Source organism: Pseudomonas sp. CDFA 610 (assembly GCF_021147865.1).
Taxonomy (GTDB): Bacteria; Pseudomonadota; Gammaproteobacteria; order Pseudomonadales; family Pseudomonadaceae; genus Aquipseudomonas; species Aquipseudomonas alliivorans.
The window spans coordinates 310,506-325,921 of sequence record NZ_JAGTPM010000006.1; the positions used below are offsets into that span (position 1 = coordinate 310,506).

General features: G+C 58.3%; 15 protein-coding genes. 14 read left to right on the forward strand and 1 reads right to left on the reverse strand.

Going from position 1 to position 15,416, the window contains the following annotated elements:
- Positions 1-45 precede the first annotated feature (45 nt).
- From KDX39_RS13500 to KDX39_RS13540, 9 genes are all read left to right on the forward strand, one after another.
- Positions 46-795, forward strand: coding sequence for an electron transfer flavoprotein subunit beta/FixA family protein (locus KDX39_RS13500; RefSeq protein WP_231660696.1), 750 nt, complete (start codon positions 46-48; stop codon positions 793-795).
- Positions 796-1,725 carry an electron transfer flavoprotein subunit alpha/FixB family protein gene (locus KDX39_RS13505; RefSeq protein WP_029241472.1) on the forward strand — a complete coding sequence of 310 codons (930 nt, stop codon included), beginning with the start codon at positions 796-798 and terminating at the stop codon, positions 1,723-1,725. It begins immediately after the preceding gene.
- 119 nt (positions 1,726-1,844) lie between these two features.
- A complete protein-coding gene (locus KDX39_RS13510) occupies positions 1,845-2,687 on the forward strand; it encodes a substrate-binding periplasmic protein (RefSeq protein ID WP_231660697.1) in 843 nt (280 codons plus the stop codon).
- A gap of 10 nt (positions 2,688-2,697) precedes the next feature.
- Positions 2,698-3,048, forward strand: a complete 351-nt coding sequence (locus KDX39_RS13515; RefSeq protein WP_231660698.1) for a DUF4398 domain-containing protein — start codon at positions 2,698-2,700, stop codon at positions 3,046-3,048.
- Positions 3,045-3,860 (forward strand): OmpA family protein, encoded by an 816-nt coding sequence (locus KDX39_RS13520; protein WP_231660699.1) that lies wholly within the window; start codon positions 3,045-3,047, stop codon positions 3,858-3,860. Before KDX39_RS13515 ends, KDX39_RS13520 begins: the two co-directional genes overlap by 4 nt.
- 281 nt (positions 3,861-4,141) lie before the next feature.
- Positions 4,142-5,581, forward strand: coding sequence for an aminotransferase-like domain-containing protein (locus KDX39_RS13525; protein WP_231660700.1), 1,440 nt, complete (start codon positions 4,142-4,144; stop codon positions 5,579-5,581).
- Positions 5,582-5,692: 111 nt separating this feature from the next.
- Entirely contained in the window at positions 5,693-6,352 is a 660-nt protein-coding gene (locus KDX39_RS13530; RefSeq protein ID WP_231660701.1) for a translation initiation factor 2, read from the forward strand.
- Positions 6,353-6,443: 91 nt separating this feature from the next.
- Positions 6,444-6,701: a YkgJ family cysteine cluster protein gene (locus KDX39_RS13535; protein ID WP_099227211.1), complete on the forward strand. Its 258-nt coding sequence runs from the start codon at positions 6,444-6,446 to the stop codon at positions 6,699-6,701.
- A gap of 54 nt (positions 6,702-6,755) precedes the next feature.
- Positions 6,756-7,367 carry an START domain-containing protein gene (locus KDX39_RS13540; RefSeq protein ID WP_231660702.1) on the forward strand — a complete coding sequence of 204 codons (612 nt, stop codon included), beginning with the start codon at positions 6,756-6,758 and terminating at the stop codon, positions 7,365-7,367.
- Positions 7,368-7,436: 69 nt separating this feature from the next.
- Here KDX39_RS13540 and gltA read toward each other — a convergent pair whose 3' ends face one another.
- On the reverse strand, positions 7,437-8,726 hold the full coding sequence (gene gltA, locus KDX39_RS13545; protein ID WP_004882582.1) for a citrate synthase: 1,290 nt from the start codon (positions 8,724-8,726) through the stop codon (positions 7,437-7,439).
- Between the two features lie 350 nt (positions 8,727-9,076).
- Between gltA and sdhC the strand changes: the two genes are divergently transcribed.
- The 5 genes from sdhC to KDX39_RS13570 all read left to right on the forward strand — a co-directional run bounded on the left by sdhC (position 9,077) and on the right by KDX39_RS13570 (position 15,410).
- Complete coding sequence (gene sdhC, locus KDX39_RS13550) at positions 9,077-9,463, forward strand: succinate dehydrogenase, cytochrome b556 subunit (protein ID WP_004882581.1); 387 nt, start codon at positions 9,077-9,079, stop codon at positions 9,461-9,463.
- A complete protein-coding gene (gene sdhD / locus KDX39_RS13555) occupies positions 9,457-9,825 on the forward strand; it encodes a succinate dehydrogenase, hydrophobic membrane anchor protein (RefSeq protein WP_004882580.1) in 369 nt (122 codons plus the stop codon). Before sdhC ends, sdhD begins: the two co-directional genes overlap by 7 nt.
- A gap of 3 nt (positions 9,826-9,828) precedes the next feature.
- Positions 9,829-11,601, forward strand: a complete 1,773-nt coding sequence (sdhA, locus tag KDX39_RS13560; protein WP_099227213.1) for a succinate dehydrogenase flavoprotein subunit — start codon at positions 9,829-9,831, stop codon at positions 11,599-11,601.
- Between the two features lie 12 nt (positions 11,602-11,613).
- Positions 11,614-12,318 (forward strand): succinate dehydrogenase iron-sulfur subunit, encoded by a 705-nt coding sequence (locus KDX39_RS13565; RefSeq protein WP_004882578.1) that lies wholly within the window; start codon positions 11,614-11,616, stop codon positions 12,316-12,318.
- A gap of 260 nt (positions 12,319-12,578) precedes the next feature.
- Complete coding sequence (locus tag KDX39_RS13570) at positions 12,579-15,410, forward strand: 2-oxoglutarate dehydrogenase E1 component (protein ID WP_184323285.1); 2,832 nt, start codon at positions 12,579-12,581, stop codon at positions 15,408-15,410.
- Positions 15,411-15,416 lie beyond the last annotated feature (6 nt).

Consider the following 15,416-nt stretch of genomic DNA (forward strand, 5'->3'; position numbering starts at 1 on the left):
CTGGTATTGCCGGGCGACTTCTTTTCACCGGAGAGTGAGGAATCCATGAAGGTTCTTGTAGCTGTCAAACGAGTGGTCGACTACAACGTCAAGGTTCGCGTCAAGGCGGACAACTCCGGCGTCGATCTGGCCAACGTCAAAATGTCCATGAACCCTTTCTGCGAAATCGCCGTGGAAGAGGCTGTGCGCCTGAAAGAGAAGGGCGTAGCGACTGAAATCGTCGTGGTGACCATCGGCCCGACCACTGCACAAGAGCAACTGCGTACCGCGCTGGCACTGGGTGCCGATCGCGCCGTGCTGGTCGAGTCCGCCGAAGAGCTGACGTCCCTGGCTGTCGCCAAGCTGCTCAAGGCCGTTGTCGACAAGGAGCAGCCGCAACTGGTCATCCTTGGCAAGCAGGCCATCGACAGTGACAACAACCAGACTGGCCAGATGCTGGCTGCGCTGAGCGGCTATCCGCAGGGTACCTTCGCGTCGAAGGTCGAAGTGTCCGGCGACAAGGTTGCCGTGACCCGCGAGATCGACGGCGGTCTGCAAACCGTTTCCCTCAGCCTGCCGGCCATCGTGACCACAGACCTGCGTCTGAACGAGCCACGTTACGCCTCGCTGCCCAACATCATGAAAGCCAAGAAGAAGCCGCTTGAAGTGCTGACACCCGATGCACTGGGCGTTTCCACGGCCTCGACCAACAAAACCCTCAGGGTCGAAGCACCGGCTGCGCGCAGCGCGGGCATCAAGGTCAAATCGGTGGCCGAACTGGTCGAGAAACTGAAAACCGAAGCGAAGGTAATCTAAATGACGATCCTGGTTATCGCTGAACATGACAATGCAACCGTAGCTCCGGCGACGCTCAACACCCTCGCTGCTGCCCAGAAGATCGGTGGCGACATTCACCTGCTGGTTGCCGGTTCCGGCGTGAGCGCTGTTGCCGAAGCCGCTGCGAAAATCGCTGGCGTGGCAAAAGTGCTGGTGGCCGACAACGCCGCCTACGCACACCAGTTGCCGGAAAACGTCGCGCCACTGGTCGTCGAACTGGCTGCGGGTCACAGCCACGTACTGGCTGCCGCCACCTCCAACGGCAAGAACATCCTGCCCCGCGTTGCCGCGCAGCTGGATGTGGACCAGATCTCGGAAATCATCTCGGTCGAGTCGGCCGATACCTTCACCCGTCCGATCTACGCCGGTAACGCCATTGCTACCGTGCAGTCCACTGCTTCGGTGAAGGTCATCACCGTGCGTGCCACCGGTTTCGATCCGGTTGCTGCAGAAGGTGGATCGGCGTCCGTTGAGGCGGTTTCGGCTGCTCACGACGCGGGCAAGTCGAGCTTCGTTGGCGAAGAGCTGGCCAAGTCGGACCGTCCTGAGCTGACAGCCGCCAAAATCGTCGTTTCCGGCGGACGCGGCATGCAGAACGGTGACAACTTCAAGCATCTGTACGCGCTGGCAGACAAGCTGGGCGCTGCGGTCGGTGCCTCGCGTGCTGCGGTCGATGCTGGCTTCGTGCCCAACGACATGCAGGTCGGTCAGACTGGCAAAATCGTCGCGCCTCAGTTGTACATTGCGGTCGGTATCTCCGGCGCGATCCAGCATCTGGCGGGTATGAAGGACTCCAAGGTGATCGTGGCGATCAACAAGGATGAAGAGGCGCCGATCTTCCAGGTGGCCGATTACGGTCTGGTAGCAGACCTGTTCGAAGCAATCCCGGAGCTTGAGAAGCTGGTCTGATCCAGTCTCTTCCACTATAAAGAGAACCCGTTCTATTCGGCTTCATGCGCTGTCAGGCTTGCCTGTGGTGTCTGAAGCCTGATGAACGGGTTTTTTATCGACTTGTGAAAGGGCTGTCCATGCAACGCCATTCCGTTCGCCGTTCCAGACTGTTGGGTTCGCTCCTGCTGGGGTTGCTCGTGTCTCCGACGCCGGGCTTCGCGGCTGGCAAATGCGAGCGGCTGATCGTGACCGGCAGCCCGGATGCGCCGCCTTACCTGTGGCGCGACCCTCAGGACCCCAGGCACCTGATGGGGGCCAACGCTGATCTGCTGAAGCAGGCAGCGGGGACGCTGGGTCTCAAGGTCGAGTTTCTGTACGCAGGCAAGCGCAGTCAGGCTCTGGAGGAGGTGCGTACCGGCCGCATGGACCTGTTGGCTGATGCGCCCATGAATGCCGCGCAACTGGATGCCCTCGACTACATCCATCCTGCCATCGTTCAGAACGATATCGTGATCTGGACGCGCCGTGATCATGATGTTCCGTTGACCACGCTGAGCGAGCTTCATGGGCATAGCGGCGCGATCTCTGACAGGACGCGACTGACGCCTGCATTCGATGAAGCAGCCCGGCAACAGTTGACGCTGGAGCGCGTTTCCGGTCTGACTCCGGCATTCCAGAAGCTGGCGCTCGGTGAGGTTGAATATGTGCTGGCCGGCCGTTACGCAGGAATGGTCATGGTGCAGACACTGGGCTTGTCATCTGACGTGGTCGCTCAACCCTTGCCCCTCGACAGGCCTGGTTTTTACCTTGCTCTGTCCTTCAATTCGGCTTGCAACGATCCATGGTTGCGCGGACAGCTGGCGAAAAAGATGACAGAATCGGCCGCCTCCGGCCTCGCAGGCGAGGTGATCCGACACAATCTGGATCTGTGGAAAGCCCAGCTGTTGCAGCCTGCCAGTGCCAGCGCCTCAACCAAGTAGGATGTTTTTTGTGAGTATTCGTTTTTCAATCGCCGCCCTGGCAATCGCCACGCTGGTTGGTTGCGCCAGTGATCCGGTTCCGACCGAACAATTCAAATTGACCGAGCAGGCGCTTGAGCAGGCCAAGGCTGTCGGCGCTGATGAGCAGCCCGAGCTGGAAACGGCCGAGGCCAAGTTCGCCGATGCCCGTGCGGACATGGCTGACAAGTCCTACAAGGATGCGCGTATGAAGGCTGAGCAGGCTGAACTGGATGCGCGCCTGGCCGAGGCGCGCGTTCTTACGCTGAAAAGTCAGGAGCAGATCACGCAGTTGAACACCCGCCTGAATCGTTTGCGCAAGCAACTGGGAGAGGCTCAATGAACCGTATCCCCCGTGCCATGAGTGTAGGTCTCTTGCTGGCGTCGGCAGGTCTTTACGGTTGCGCCGGTCACCAGAACGCTGATCAGGCCCTGCAGCAGGCCAGTGCGGACTTCCAGAAGGTCAAGGAAGACACCGACGTGCTGCGCAGTGCGCCGAAAGACGTGATCCGAGCCGGTGAATCGCTGGCCCGTGCCGAACGTCTTTCCAGTTACCTGGACAGTGGCGCCGATGTGAGTCATTACGCCTACCTGAGCAGCCGCTACAGCGAAATCGCCCGTGAGCACAGCAATCTCATGCTGAGCCAGGAGCGTCTGGCGAAGATGGAGATGGAGCGTCAGCGCCTGCAACTGGGTTTGCGTGAGGCCAAGCTGGCCAGCGCCCAGCAGCAGGGCAGATGGCTTGAAGACCAGATCCTCAGCCTCGCCACGACCCAGACTGATCGTGGGTTGGTCATGACTCTGGGTGATGTGCTGTTCGATGCCGGGCATGCCGAGCTGAAGAATTCCGCCAGTCGTACCGTGCTCAAGGTCGTACAGTTCCTGCAAATCAACCCACGCCGTATCGTCAGGATCGAGGGCTATACCGACAGCACTGGCGATCGTCAGGAAAACCTCAAGCTTTCCCGTGATCGGGCGCAGGCTGTTGCTGACGTGCTGATGGATCTGGGTATTGATGAAAAGCGGATCAAGGTCGAGGGCTATGGCCAGGAATTCCCGGTCAGCGTGAACGCAACCGAACGTGGGCGCGCGCAGAATCGTCGAGTTGAAATCGTCTTTTCCGACGACAAGGGTCAGCTGGGTGCCGCTCGGTAGGTGGGGTTCCCGCTTTACGCCGTGAAATTGAGCTGCCAAGGGTGAGGGTGACTTGAGTCGTGCGCTCTGCTTAGTGACTCCGCCGTCTCTCCGCTCTCGAATAGCGTCCGCGCAAATGGACAGGATCAGTATCTGGCGTGGGCGTGGTCTCATTAAAACACCTGCAGCCCATAGATTCGCTGGCCCGTTCTTAAACTGTTCCAGTACACTTCATGACAATGGCCGGCAGCCACCCATCTGTTATACAAAAATAAATGGCCGGTCTTCATGAGGCTGTGGTCATGACCAATCTTTTGCTCTATCAGCGCATCGCTCAGCAACTGGCTGAAGACATCCGGCGCGGCGTTTATCAGCCAGGCGAGCGTGTGCCGTCGGTGCGCAAGATGAGCTCGCAGCTTAACGTCAGTCACGCCACAGTCTTGCAGGCGTACGCCAATCTTGAAGATCAAGGGCTGATCCGGGCTCGACCGCAGTCCGGTTATTACGTGCATCAGACGCCTGCGTTGACGGCTTCGACGCCGGATATTGCTCGTGTTGAGCGTCCAGGTCTGGTTACGCGTAGTAGCATCATTCAACAGGTGCTCGAAGAGTCGCGCCGGGAAGGTGTCTTTGCGCTGGGTGCGGCGGTGCCTCATGTCGACTATCTCCCCGTTCGCGCTTTGCATCAGCAACTGGCCAAGGTCACACGTTTTCACAGTCCGCGGGCTTTCAGTTACATGTTCAGTCCGGGTTTCGAGCCACTGCGCCGGCAGGTGGCTATTCGAATGCGTGATGCAGGCGTGGTGGTCGATCCTTCTGAGGTGGTTATCACTCACGGTTGCGTCGATGCACTGCAGATGGCGTTACGTGTTTTGACCCGCCCCGGCGATCTGATTGCCGCGGAGTCGCCCGCCTATTATGGCCTGCTCCAGCTGGCCGATCTGCTTGGCCTTAAAGTCATCGAGATCCCAAGCGATCCTGCCACTGGCATTAGTCTCGAAGCCTTGCAGCTCGCCGCCAATCAGTGGTCGATCAAGGCGCTGGTGCTGACCTCGCGACTGAGTAATCCATTGGGCGGCACCATGCCGGAAGAGCGGCAGAAAAATCTTTTGCGTCTGGCCTCTGATTTCGACATTCAGGTCGTGGAGGATGATGTCTATGGTGAGCTGATGTTCGAAGTGGGGCGGACCAAGGCCCTCAAGGCGTTTGATCGGCTGGGTCGGGTGATTTATTGCTCCAGCTTTTCCAAGACGCTTTCACCGGGCGTGCGCATTGGCTGGATGATTGCTGGCAAGTATCAAGCCGAAATCCAGCGTTTGCAGACCTTCAGCACCCATTCGGCCTGCAGTGTGACGCAGATGGCGATCGCCGCTTATCTCGAGAATGGCGGCTATGACCGACATCTGCGGTTCATTCGGCTGGAATACCGCAAGAACCTGAGTGCCTACCAGCTCGCTGTTCAGCAGTCTTTCCCTGAAGGCACGCAGATGAGCAGGCCGGCAGGTGGTTTTATTCTCTGGGTGAGTCTGCCTGGCCGGGTCAATACTCAGGAACTTCATGTCAGGGCGCTTGAGCAGGGCATCAGTATTGCGCCAGGGCTTATTTTCAGTAACACCGAGCAATTCAACCACTGTATTCGGCTTAACTGCGGCATGCCTTGGAACAGGGAAGCCGAGCGCGCGTTGATGACATTGGGGATGTTGGCGAAACAGTTGTGTCAGGAAGTGTTGCCAGCCTACTGAGCGTCAACTGATTTTCGTCAATTGTTCGGAACTCTTGGCTTGTCATGTATGCCTCAAAAGCACAGCATGTAGCTCTTTCGGCTTTGCCACTGTCTTGTCTGATTTTTGCCTATGAATATGTTTCGCTGTCTGGGGCTGTCCGTCATCGTTTTACTGGGCGCGTGTGACGCTCGGGAATCACCGGTGCCCAAACCAAAGACCGAAAGCGGTGCGCCTGCCGCCGCGCAGGCGCCTGTGGCTGCCGAGGCGCGTTCCACGATCGATTCGCCGCGTGAGTCCGTGGTCACCGACTCGGCATCCGACAAGGCCCCCGTCACCACGCATGAGCTTATGCCCAATATCCCGGTGAAACCTGTGGTGGCTGGCAAGGAAGCCTCTCAGCCCGTGGCACCCAGGCCAATCCATGAAGTGGCTGCCCCGGCACGATCGACTGGCAGGGCGGTAACCACAAAACCTGCGACAGGTAAGCGTGAGGTGACCGCCAAGGCTGGCAAAGAGGTCAAGGTCAAGGATGTTCGGCTCAATAGGCCGAAGCTGGACCTGAGTCTGCCACCCGAGATGGTCAAGGCGCTCGATCCGCCCGCCAATGTCATCACGGCCAAGCGAAAGCCGATATTGCCGCAGATGTTCGGCAGTAAGGACTCGCCTTCGGACTCGGGTCCATTCGAGTTGAACGGTCGATTGTTGTCCAACGAAATGCAGCTGCAGATGCGCAACGATAATCGTCGCGACGTCGAAGGCGCAGCGCTGGACTTCAAATTCCACCAGTAAGGTCTCATCATCGTCCGGAACGCCGTTTTCAAGCGTGCGTATTGATGAGTACTATCCTGTTTCTTTCAATCAATCAGCAAGGGTTCGCGTCATGGACTGCCGCTCGGGTTGCGGTGCGTGCTGCATCGCGCCTTCCATCACGTCTCCCATACCGGGTATGCCGAACGGCAAGCCGGCGGGGGAGCGCTGTCTTCATCTTTCCATCGAGTCTCTCTGCGGGTTGTTCGGTCGCCCTGAACGGCCAGCGGTCTGCAGTCAGTTCAAGGCTGCCGAAGATGTATGTGGCGTCGATCAGGCAGACGCGATACGTCTGATCGGCTGGTGGGAAAAAATGACTTCAGTCGCCTGAATCAGCTGTCTGCATCATGGTTTCGTCGGCATCTAAACAATAAGGAATAAGACAATGGGTCCGCTATATCGCATGGCTGTAACGTGTGGCTTGACTGTAATGCTGGTGGGCGCCGTTCAGGCTGAAGACTGGCAGGTTGCCAAAGACGAAGATGGCATCAAGGTTTCGCTCAGTGATGTGCCGGGTTCCAAGTACAAGGCTTATCGTGGGGTGGCGACCATCAACGCCAGTGTGAGCAGGTTGCGTGCGCTACAGGAGGATGTGGCGGGCGCCTGCGCCTGGATCCATGAGTGCCAGTCACAGAAGGTGCTCAAGCATGAAGGCAACAAGGCCTGGACATATACGCGTTTCAATACGCCCTGGCCTGTCACACCTCGCGACTCCGTGCTGCTGATTACCACGCAGGAGGGTGCCGATGGCAGTCTGACCCGAAACATTCAGGAGCAGCCCGACTACATTCCTGAAGAAAAGGGCTATGTACGTGTGGCCGAGGTTGAGGGTTTCTGGAAGCTGGTGCCCAAGGGGCCGAATCAGACCGAGGTGACGTATCAAGTGCACACGGAGCCCGGCGGCAGCGTACCGTCCATGCTGGCCAACAAGTTCGTTGTCGATGCGCCGTTCAATACCTTGAAAGCGTTGCGGGAGAGGGCTGCGCAATCGAAGTAATGTTGCGGTCTTGATGCACTAACTGAAAAGGGCTGCCATTGGCAGCCCTTTTTCGTTTTGCGGTGCGGCTTACTTGCGGTCTTTGAGTTCGACGATGTCGCGCTGCACGTTGCCGGTATACAGCTGGCGTGGGCGGCCGATCTTGTAAGGGCTCGAGAGCATTTCCTTCCAGTGCGAGATCCAGCCGACGGTCCGCGCAAGTGCGAAGATCACGGTGAACATGCTGGTTGGAATGCCGATCGCTTTCAGGATGATGCCCGAGTAGAAGTCGACGTTTGGATACAGCGAGCGCTCGATGAAGTACGGATCGGTCAGGGCGATCTCTTCGAGGCGCATGGCCAGTTCGAGCTGAGGATCGTTGGTGATGCCCAGTTCCTTCAGAACTTCGTCGCAGGTCTGCTTCATCACGGTCGCACGCGGGTCGCGGTTCTTGTAGACGCGGTGACCGAAGCCCATGAGCTTGAACGGATCGTTCTTGTCCTTGGCTTTGGCAATGAAGGTGTCGATGTTCGACACATCACCGATTTCATCGAGCATGGTCAGCACCGCTTCGTTGGCGCCGCCGTGAGCAGGGCCCCAGAGCGCCGCGATGCCTGCGGCGATACAGGCGAACGGGTTGGCACCCGAAGAGCCCGCCATGCGCACTGTGGACGTCGAGGCGTTCTGTTCGTGGTCGGCGTGAAGGATGAAGATCTTGTCCATCGCCTTGGCCAGTACCGGGCTGATCGGTTTGATCTCGCACGGGGTGTTGAACATCATGTGCAGGAAGTTTTCGGCGTAGCTGAGGTCATTGCGCGGGTACATCATGGGCTGACCCATGGAGTACTTGTAGACCATGGCTGCCAGCGTCGGCATCTTGGCGACCAGGCGCACGGCGGAAATCTCGCGATGCTGCGGATTATTGATGTCCAGCGAGTCGTGGTAGAACGCTGAAAGGGCACCGACCACGCCACACATGACGGCCATCGGGTGGGCGTCGCGACGGAAGCCGTTGAAAAAGGTCTTGAGCTGTTCGTGGACCATCGTGTGGTTCTTGACCACGGCGACGAACTGGGCTTTCTGCTCGGCGGTTGGCAGTTCGCCGTTGAGCAGCAGGTAGCAGGTCTCCAGATAATCGGAGTGCTGGGCCAGTTGTTCGATAGGGTAGCCGCGGTGCAGCAGGATTCCGTTGTCACCATCGATGTAGGTGATCTTCGACTCGCAAGAGGCGGTCGACATGAAGCCCGGGTCGAATGTGAAGCGGCCGGTGGCGGTGAGACCGCGTACGTCGATCACGTCCGGACCCACTGTACCGGTCAGAATTGGCAGCTCGACGGGGGCAGCGCCCTCGATGATCAACTGCGCTTTTTTGTCAGCCATGTGGCCTCCTATTTATGCTTCAAATCATCAGACAGGCCCCCCACGCAGGGCCCGCATCACTATAGTGAGATAAATTCTAAAGTCAATTTGGCTAAAGTCGCGTTCCAGAAGGCCTTGCTGCATATTTTTTCCGGCCTGTTTACTGCCGTTTACGCCTTTTGCGTGACGAGCGCAATCCGCTATTGGCGGTAAGTCTGTGCGTTGTCATTAGTAACCTAACTGTCTATACTCGGCGTCCGACCGCCGGGGGCTTTTGGGCCTGTTCGAAGGGGGTCGTCACTTCCTGGGTGGTGGGTACCTGACCAGTGCACTTCCCAACAACTTGCCCTGATTGTTAGGGGCTCTTCAGTGTGAAAAAAGCCGTGAATAGCCAACGACCTGTAAATCTAGACCTAAGGACCATCAAGCTCCCAGTCACTGCTTACACGTCCATCCTTCACCGTATCTCCGGTGTCATCCTCTTTGTCGGTATTGCAATCATGCTGTACGCAATGGACAAGTCGCTGGCATCCGAAGAGGGCTTCGGTGAAGTAAAAGCGTGTCTGACCAGCCCGCTGGCCAAGCTTGTCATCTGGGGGCTGCTGTCTGCCCTGCTGTATCACCTGGTGGCCGGTATCCGTCACCTGATCATGGACACAGGAGTGGGCGAGACGCTGGAAGGCGGCAAGCTGGGCTCCAAAATCGTTATCGCGGTTTCCGTGGTACTGATTCTTCTGGCAGGAGTATGGATATGGTAACCAACGTCACCAACCTTTCACGTTCGGGCCTCTATGACTGGATGGCGCAGCGTGTTTCTGCGGTCGTGCTCGCGGCTTATTTCATCTTCCTGATCGGATACATGGTCTTTCACCCGGGTCTGAGCTACGCCCAATGGCATGATCTGTTCGCTAACAACTGGATGCGCATCTTCAGTCTGCTGGCCCTCGTTGCCCTCGGCGCTCACGCCTGGGTCGGCATGTGGACCATCGCGACCGACTACCTGACGCCGATGGCGCTGGGCAAGTCCGCGACTGCAGTACGTTTCCTGTTTCAGGCGGTATGCGGCGTTCTGATGTTCGCCTACTTCGTCTGGGGTGTGCAGATTCTTTGGGGTATCTGATCCATGGCTAACACAAATACGCTTTCTTTCGACGCCATCATCATTGGTGGTGGCGGTGCAGGCATGCGCGCTGCGCTGCAGCTCGCTCAGGGTGGTCACAAGACTGCCGTGGTCACCAAGGTCTTCCCGACCCGTTCGCACACTGTGTCCGCCCAGGGTGGCATCACCTGCGCAATCGCCTCGGCCGATCCGAACGATGACTGGCGCTGGCACATGTACGATACCGTCAAGGGTTCCGACTACATCGGTGACCAGGACGCTATCGAGTACATGTGCTCCGTAGGTCCGGAAGCGGTCTTCGAGCTCGAGCACATGGGCCTGCCGTTCTCCCGTACCGAGCAGGGCCGTATCTACCAGCGTCCGTTCGGTGGTCAGTCCAAGGACTTCGGCAAGGGTGGTCAGGCTGCACGTACCTGCGCTGCGGCCGACCGTACCGGTCACGCACTGCTGCACACCCTGTACCAGGCCAACCTGAAAGCCGGCACCGTATTCCTGAACGAATACTACGCAGTGGATCTGGTGAAGAACCAGGACGGCGCGTTCGTCGGCATCATCGCCATCTGCATCGAAACCGGTGAAACCTCGTACATCCGCGCCAACGCGACTGTACTGGCCACTGGCGGTGCAGGCCGTATCTACTCCTCGACCACCAACGCCCTGATCAACACGGGTGACGGTATCGGCATGGCCCTGCGCGCAGGTGTGCCGGTTCAGGACATCGAGATGTGGCAGTTCCACCCGACCGGCATCGCTGGCGCAGGTGTACTGGTCACCGAAGGTTGCCGCGGTGAAGGCGGTTACCTGATCAACAAGCATGGCGAGCGTTTCATGGAGCGTTACGCTCCGAACGCGAAAGACCTTGCCGGTCGTGACGTCGTTGCGCGTTCCATGGTCAAGGAAATCATTGCCGGTAACGGTTGTGGCCCTGACGGTGACCACGTGATGCTCAAGCTCGATCACCTGGGTGAGGAAGTGCTGCACAGCCGCCTGCCAGGCATCATGGAGCTGTCCAAGACCTTCGCACACGTTGACCCGGCTACCGCGCCTATTCCTGTCGTACCGACCTGCCACTACATGATGGGCGGCGTTGCCACCAACATTCACGGTCAGGCGATCACTCAGGATGCCGCTGGAACGGATCAGATCATTCCGGGTCTGTTCGCAGTAGGCGAAGTGGCTTGTGTGTCGGTTCACGGTGCCAACCGTCTGGGCGGCAACTCGTTGCTCGACCTGGTGGTGTTCGGTCGTGCTGCGGGCATCCACCTTGAGCAGGCCCTGCGTGAAGGCGTTGACTACACCCGTGCCTCCCAGTCCGACATCGACGCTGCTCTGGCGCGTCTTGCCGGTCTGAACGAACGCACCGAAGGCGAAGACGTTGCCTCGTTGCGTAAAGAGTTGCAAAGCTGCATGCAGAACTACTTCGGTGTATTCCGTACCGGCGAATACATGCAGAAAGGCATCGCCCAGTTGGCCGACCTGCGTGGTCGTATCGCCAACGTCAAGATCAACGACAAGAGCCAGGCGTTCAACACTGCCCGTATCGAAGCGCTTGAACTGCAAAACCTGCTGGAAGTCGCCGAAGCTACAGCGATTGCCGCAGAGCATCGTAAAGAGTCCCGCGGCGCTCACGCCCGTGAAGACTTTGAAGATCGCGACGACGAAAACTGGCTGTGCCACACCCTGTACTTCCCGGGTGACAAGCGCGTGACCAAGCGTGCCGTGAACTTCTCGCCGAAAACTGTTCCGACTTTTGAACCTAAGATTCGGACTTATTAAGGGGTGACCGATATGTTGCAAGTCAGTGTTTATCGTTACAACCCTGAGCAGGATGCTGCGCCGTTCATGCAGGAATTTCAGGTCGATACCGGTGGTAAGGACCTGATGGTGCTGGACGTGCTGGCTCTGGTCAAAGAACAGGATCAAGGCTTCTCGTACCGCCGTTCGTGCCGTGAAGGCGTCTGCGGTTCCGATGGCATGAACATGAACGGCAAGAATGGCCTGGCGTGCATCACGCCTGTGTCTGCCGTGGTTGCCAAGGGCAAGTTGATCGTACGTCCGCTGCCGGGCCTGCCGGTCATTCGTGACCTGGTCGTCGATATGAGCATCTTCTACAAGCAGTACGAGAAGGTGAAGCCATTCCTGCAGAACGACACGCCGGCACCGGCCATTGAACGTCTGCAGACCCCGGAAGAGCGCGAGAAGCTCGATGGCCTGTACGAGTGCATTCTGTGCGCCTGCTGCTCGACATCCTGCCCGTCCTTCTGGTGGAACCCCGACAAGTTCCTGGGCCCGGCCGCATTGCTGCAAGCCTATCGTTTCCTGGCTGACAGCCGTGACACCCGGACCAGTGAGCGTCTGGCTTCACTGGACGATCCGTTCAGCGTGTTCCGCTGCCGCGGAATCATGAACTGCGTCAACGTTTGTCCGAAGGGCCTTAACCCGACGAAGGCTATCGGTCACGTTCGCAACATGCTTCTACAGAACGGCGTCTGATTCATCGCTTTACCTGTAACATCGTTGTACTGAAATGGCTGCGGCGCAGGCTTCAACCGGCGCCGTGGTTTTAACCTGAGCAGTAGCTCGCAAGGCTGCGGCTCTTATTTTGAAGAAATGAGACCAGCAGGGGCATCCGGGCTGGTACCCGGACTATCTGCGTGATTCCCTGGTGACTTGATACAGTCGCTGCACACGACTATTTCAGGATTGCTCTGGTGTCTTCGCCGGTGGTGTCCCCTTACCGAGGGTGACCAAGCATGCAAGAAAGCGTGATGCAGCGCATGTGGAACAGTGCCCACCTATCCGGTGGTAACGCTGCCTATGTGGAAGAGCTCTATGAGCTTTACCTGCACGACCCTAACGCTGTGCCAGAAGAATGGCGCACCTACTTTCAGAAGTTGCCAGCTGATGGCAGCTCTGCCACTGATGTATCGCACTCGACCATTCGCGATCATTTCGTGTTGCTGGCCAAAAACCAGCGCCGCGCTCAACCGGTGTCCGCCGGCAGTGTGAGCAGCGAGCACGAGAAGAAGCAGGTTGAAGTTCTGCGACTGATCCAGGCTTATCGTATGCGCGGCCATCAGGCTGCCCAGCTCGATCCGCTGGGTCTGTGGCAGCGTCCTGCGCCTGCCGATCTGTCGATCAATCATTACGGCTTGACCAATGCCGATCTGGATACGACTTTCCGCGCCGGCGACTTGTTCATCGGCAAAGAGGAAGCGAGCCTACGCGAAATCCACGAAGCGTTGCAGCAGACATATTGTCGCACCATCGGCTCCGAGTTCACGCACATCGTGGATTCCGAGCAGCGCAACTGGTTCATGCAGCGTCTGGAAAGCGTACGCGGTCGTCCTGCCTTTTCGGCTGACATCCAGAGCCATCTGCTCGAGCGCGTAACCGCTGCCGAAGGCCTCGAAAAATACCTGGGCACCAAATACCCGGGCACCAAGCGTTTCGGCCTCGAAGGCGGCGAGAGCCTGATTCCGATGCTCGACGAGCTGATTCAGCGTTCCGGCTCCTACGGCACCAAGGAAGTCGTGATCGGCATGGCCCACCGTGGCCGTCTGAACGTACTGGTCAACACCTTCGGCAAGAACCCGCGCGACCTGTTCGACGAGTTCGAAGGCAAGAAGAAAGTGGAACTGGGTTCCGGTGACGTCAAGTATCACCAGGGCTTTTCTTCCAACGTCATGACCGCAGGCGGTGAAGTTCACCTTGCCATGGCATTCAACCCGTCTCACCTGGAGATCGTGTCTCCGGTGGTTGAGGGTTCGGTGCGCGCGCGTCAGGATCGTCGCAACGATCCGAACGGTGACAAGGTTCTGCCGATCTCCCTTCACGGCGACGCCGCTTTCGCAGGCCAGGGCGTTGTGATGGAAACCTTCCAGATGTCGCAGACCCGCGGCTTCAAGACGGGCGGCACGATCCACATCGTCATCAACAACCAGGTAGGCTTCACCATCAGCAACCCGCTGGACTCGCGTTCCACCGAGTACGCGACCGACGTTGCTAAGATGATTCAGGCACCGATTCTCCATGTGAATGGCGATGACCCTGAAGCTGTGATGTTCGTGACCCAGTTGGCGATCGATTACCGCATGCAGTTCAAGCGCGACATCGTCATCGATCTGGTCTGCTACCGTCGTCGCGGTCACAACGAAGCTGACGAGCCTAGCGGCACCCAGCCTCTGATGTACCAGCAGATCACCAAGCAGCGCACCACCCGTGAGTTGTATGCCGAGCATCTGATCAAGACCGGCATCCTCGACGAGGCCCGTGTTCAGGCCAAGGTCGACGACTACCGCAGCGCGCTGGACAACGGTCTGCACGTTGTGAAAAGCCTGGTAAAGGAGCCGAACAAGGAATTGTTCGTGGACTGGCGTCCGTATCTGGGTCACGCCTGGACTGCGCGTCACGATACCCGTTTCGATCTCAAGACCCTTCAGGAACTGTCCGCCAAGCTGATGGAGCTGCCGGAAGGCTTCGTCGTGCAGCGTCAGGTCCAGAAGATCTACGAAGATCGCCAGAAGATGCAGGCCGGTGGCTTGCCGATCAACTGGGGTTATGCCGAAACCATGGCGTACGCCACGCTGGCGTTCGAAGGTCATCCGATCCGCATGACGGGTCAGGATATCGGTCGCGGTACGTTCTCGCACCGTCACGCCGTGTTGCATAACCAGAAGGACGCAGGCACCTACATTCCTCTGCAGAACCTGTATGCCGGTCAGCCTCGTTTTGACCTGTACGACTCGTTCCTGTCGGAAGAAGCGGTTCTGGCATTCGAGTACGGCTATTCGACCACCCAGCCTAACGCGCTGGTCATCTGGGAAGCCCAGTTCGGCGACTTCGCCAACGGTGCCCAGGTGGTTGTCGACCAGTTCATCACCAGCGGCGAACACAAGTGGGGCCGTCTGTGTGGTCTGACCATGCTGTTGCCTCACGGTTATGAAGGGCAGGGCCCGGAGCACTCCTCCGCACGCCTTGAGCGCTACCTGCAGCTGTGTGCCGAGCACAACATTCAGGTGTGTGTGCCGACGACGCCGGCCCAGATCTACCACTTGCTGCGCCGTCAGGTGATCCGTCCGTTGCGCAAGCCACTGATTGTGCTGACGCCCAAGTCGCTGTTGCGCCACAAGCTTGCGGTTTCGACGCTCGAAGAACTGGCCGAAGGCTCGTTCCAGACTGTCATTCCGGAAATCGATACCCTCGACCCGGCCAAGGTCACACGTCTGGTGCTGTGCAGCGGCAAGGTCTACTACGACCTGCTGGAAAAACGCCGTGCCGAAGGTCGTGAAGATATCGCCATCGTTCGTATCGAGCAGCTGTATCCGTTCCCTGAAGATGATCTGATGGAAACGATCGCGCCTTACACCAACCTGCAGCATGTGGTCTGGTGTCAGGAAGAGCCGATGAACCAGGGCGCCTGGTACAGCAGTCAGCATCATCTGCGTCGCAGTGTGGGCAACCACAAGCGCGAGCTCGTTCTCGAGTATGCAGGTCGTGATGCTTCTGCCGCTCCAGCCTGTGGCTACGCTTCGATGCACGCCGAGCAGCAGGAAAAACTCCTGCAAGATGCCTTCACTGTTTAACGCCTT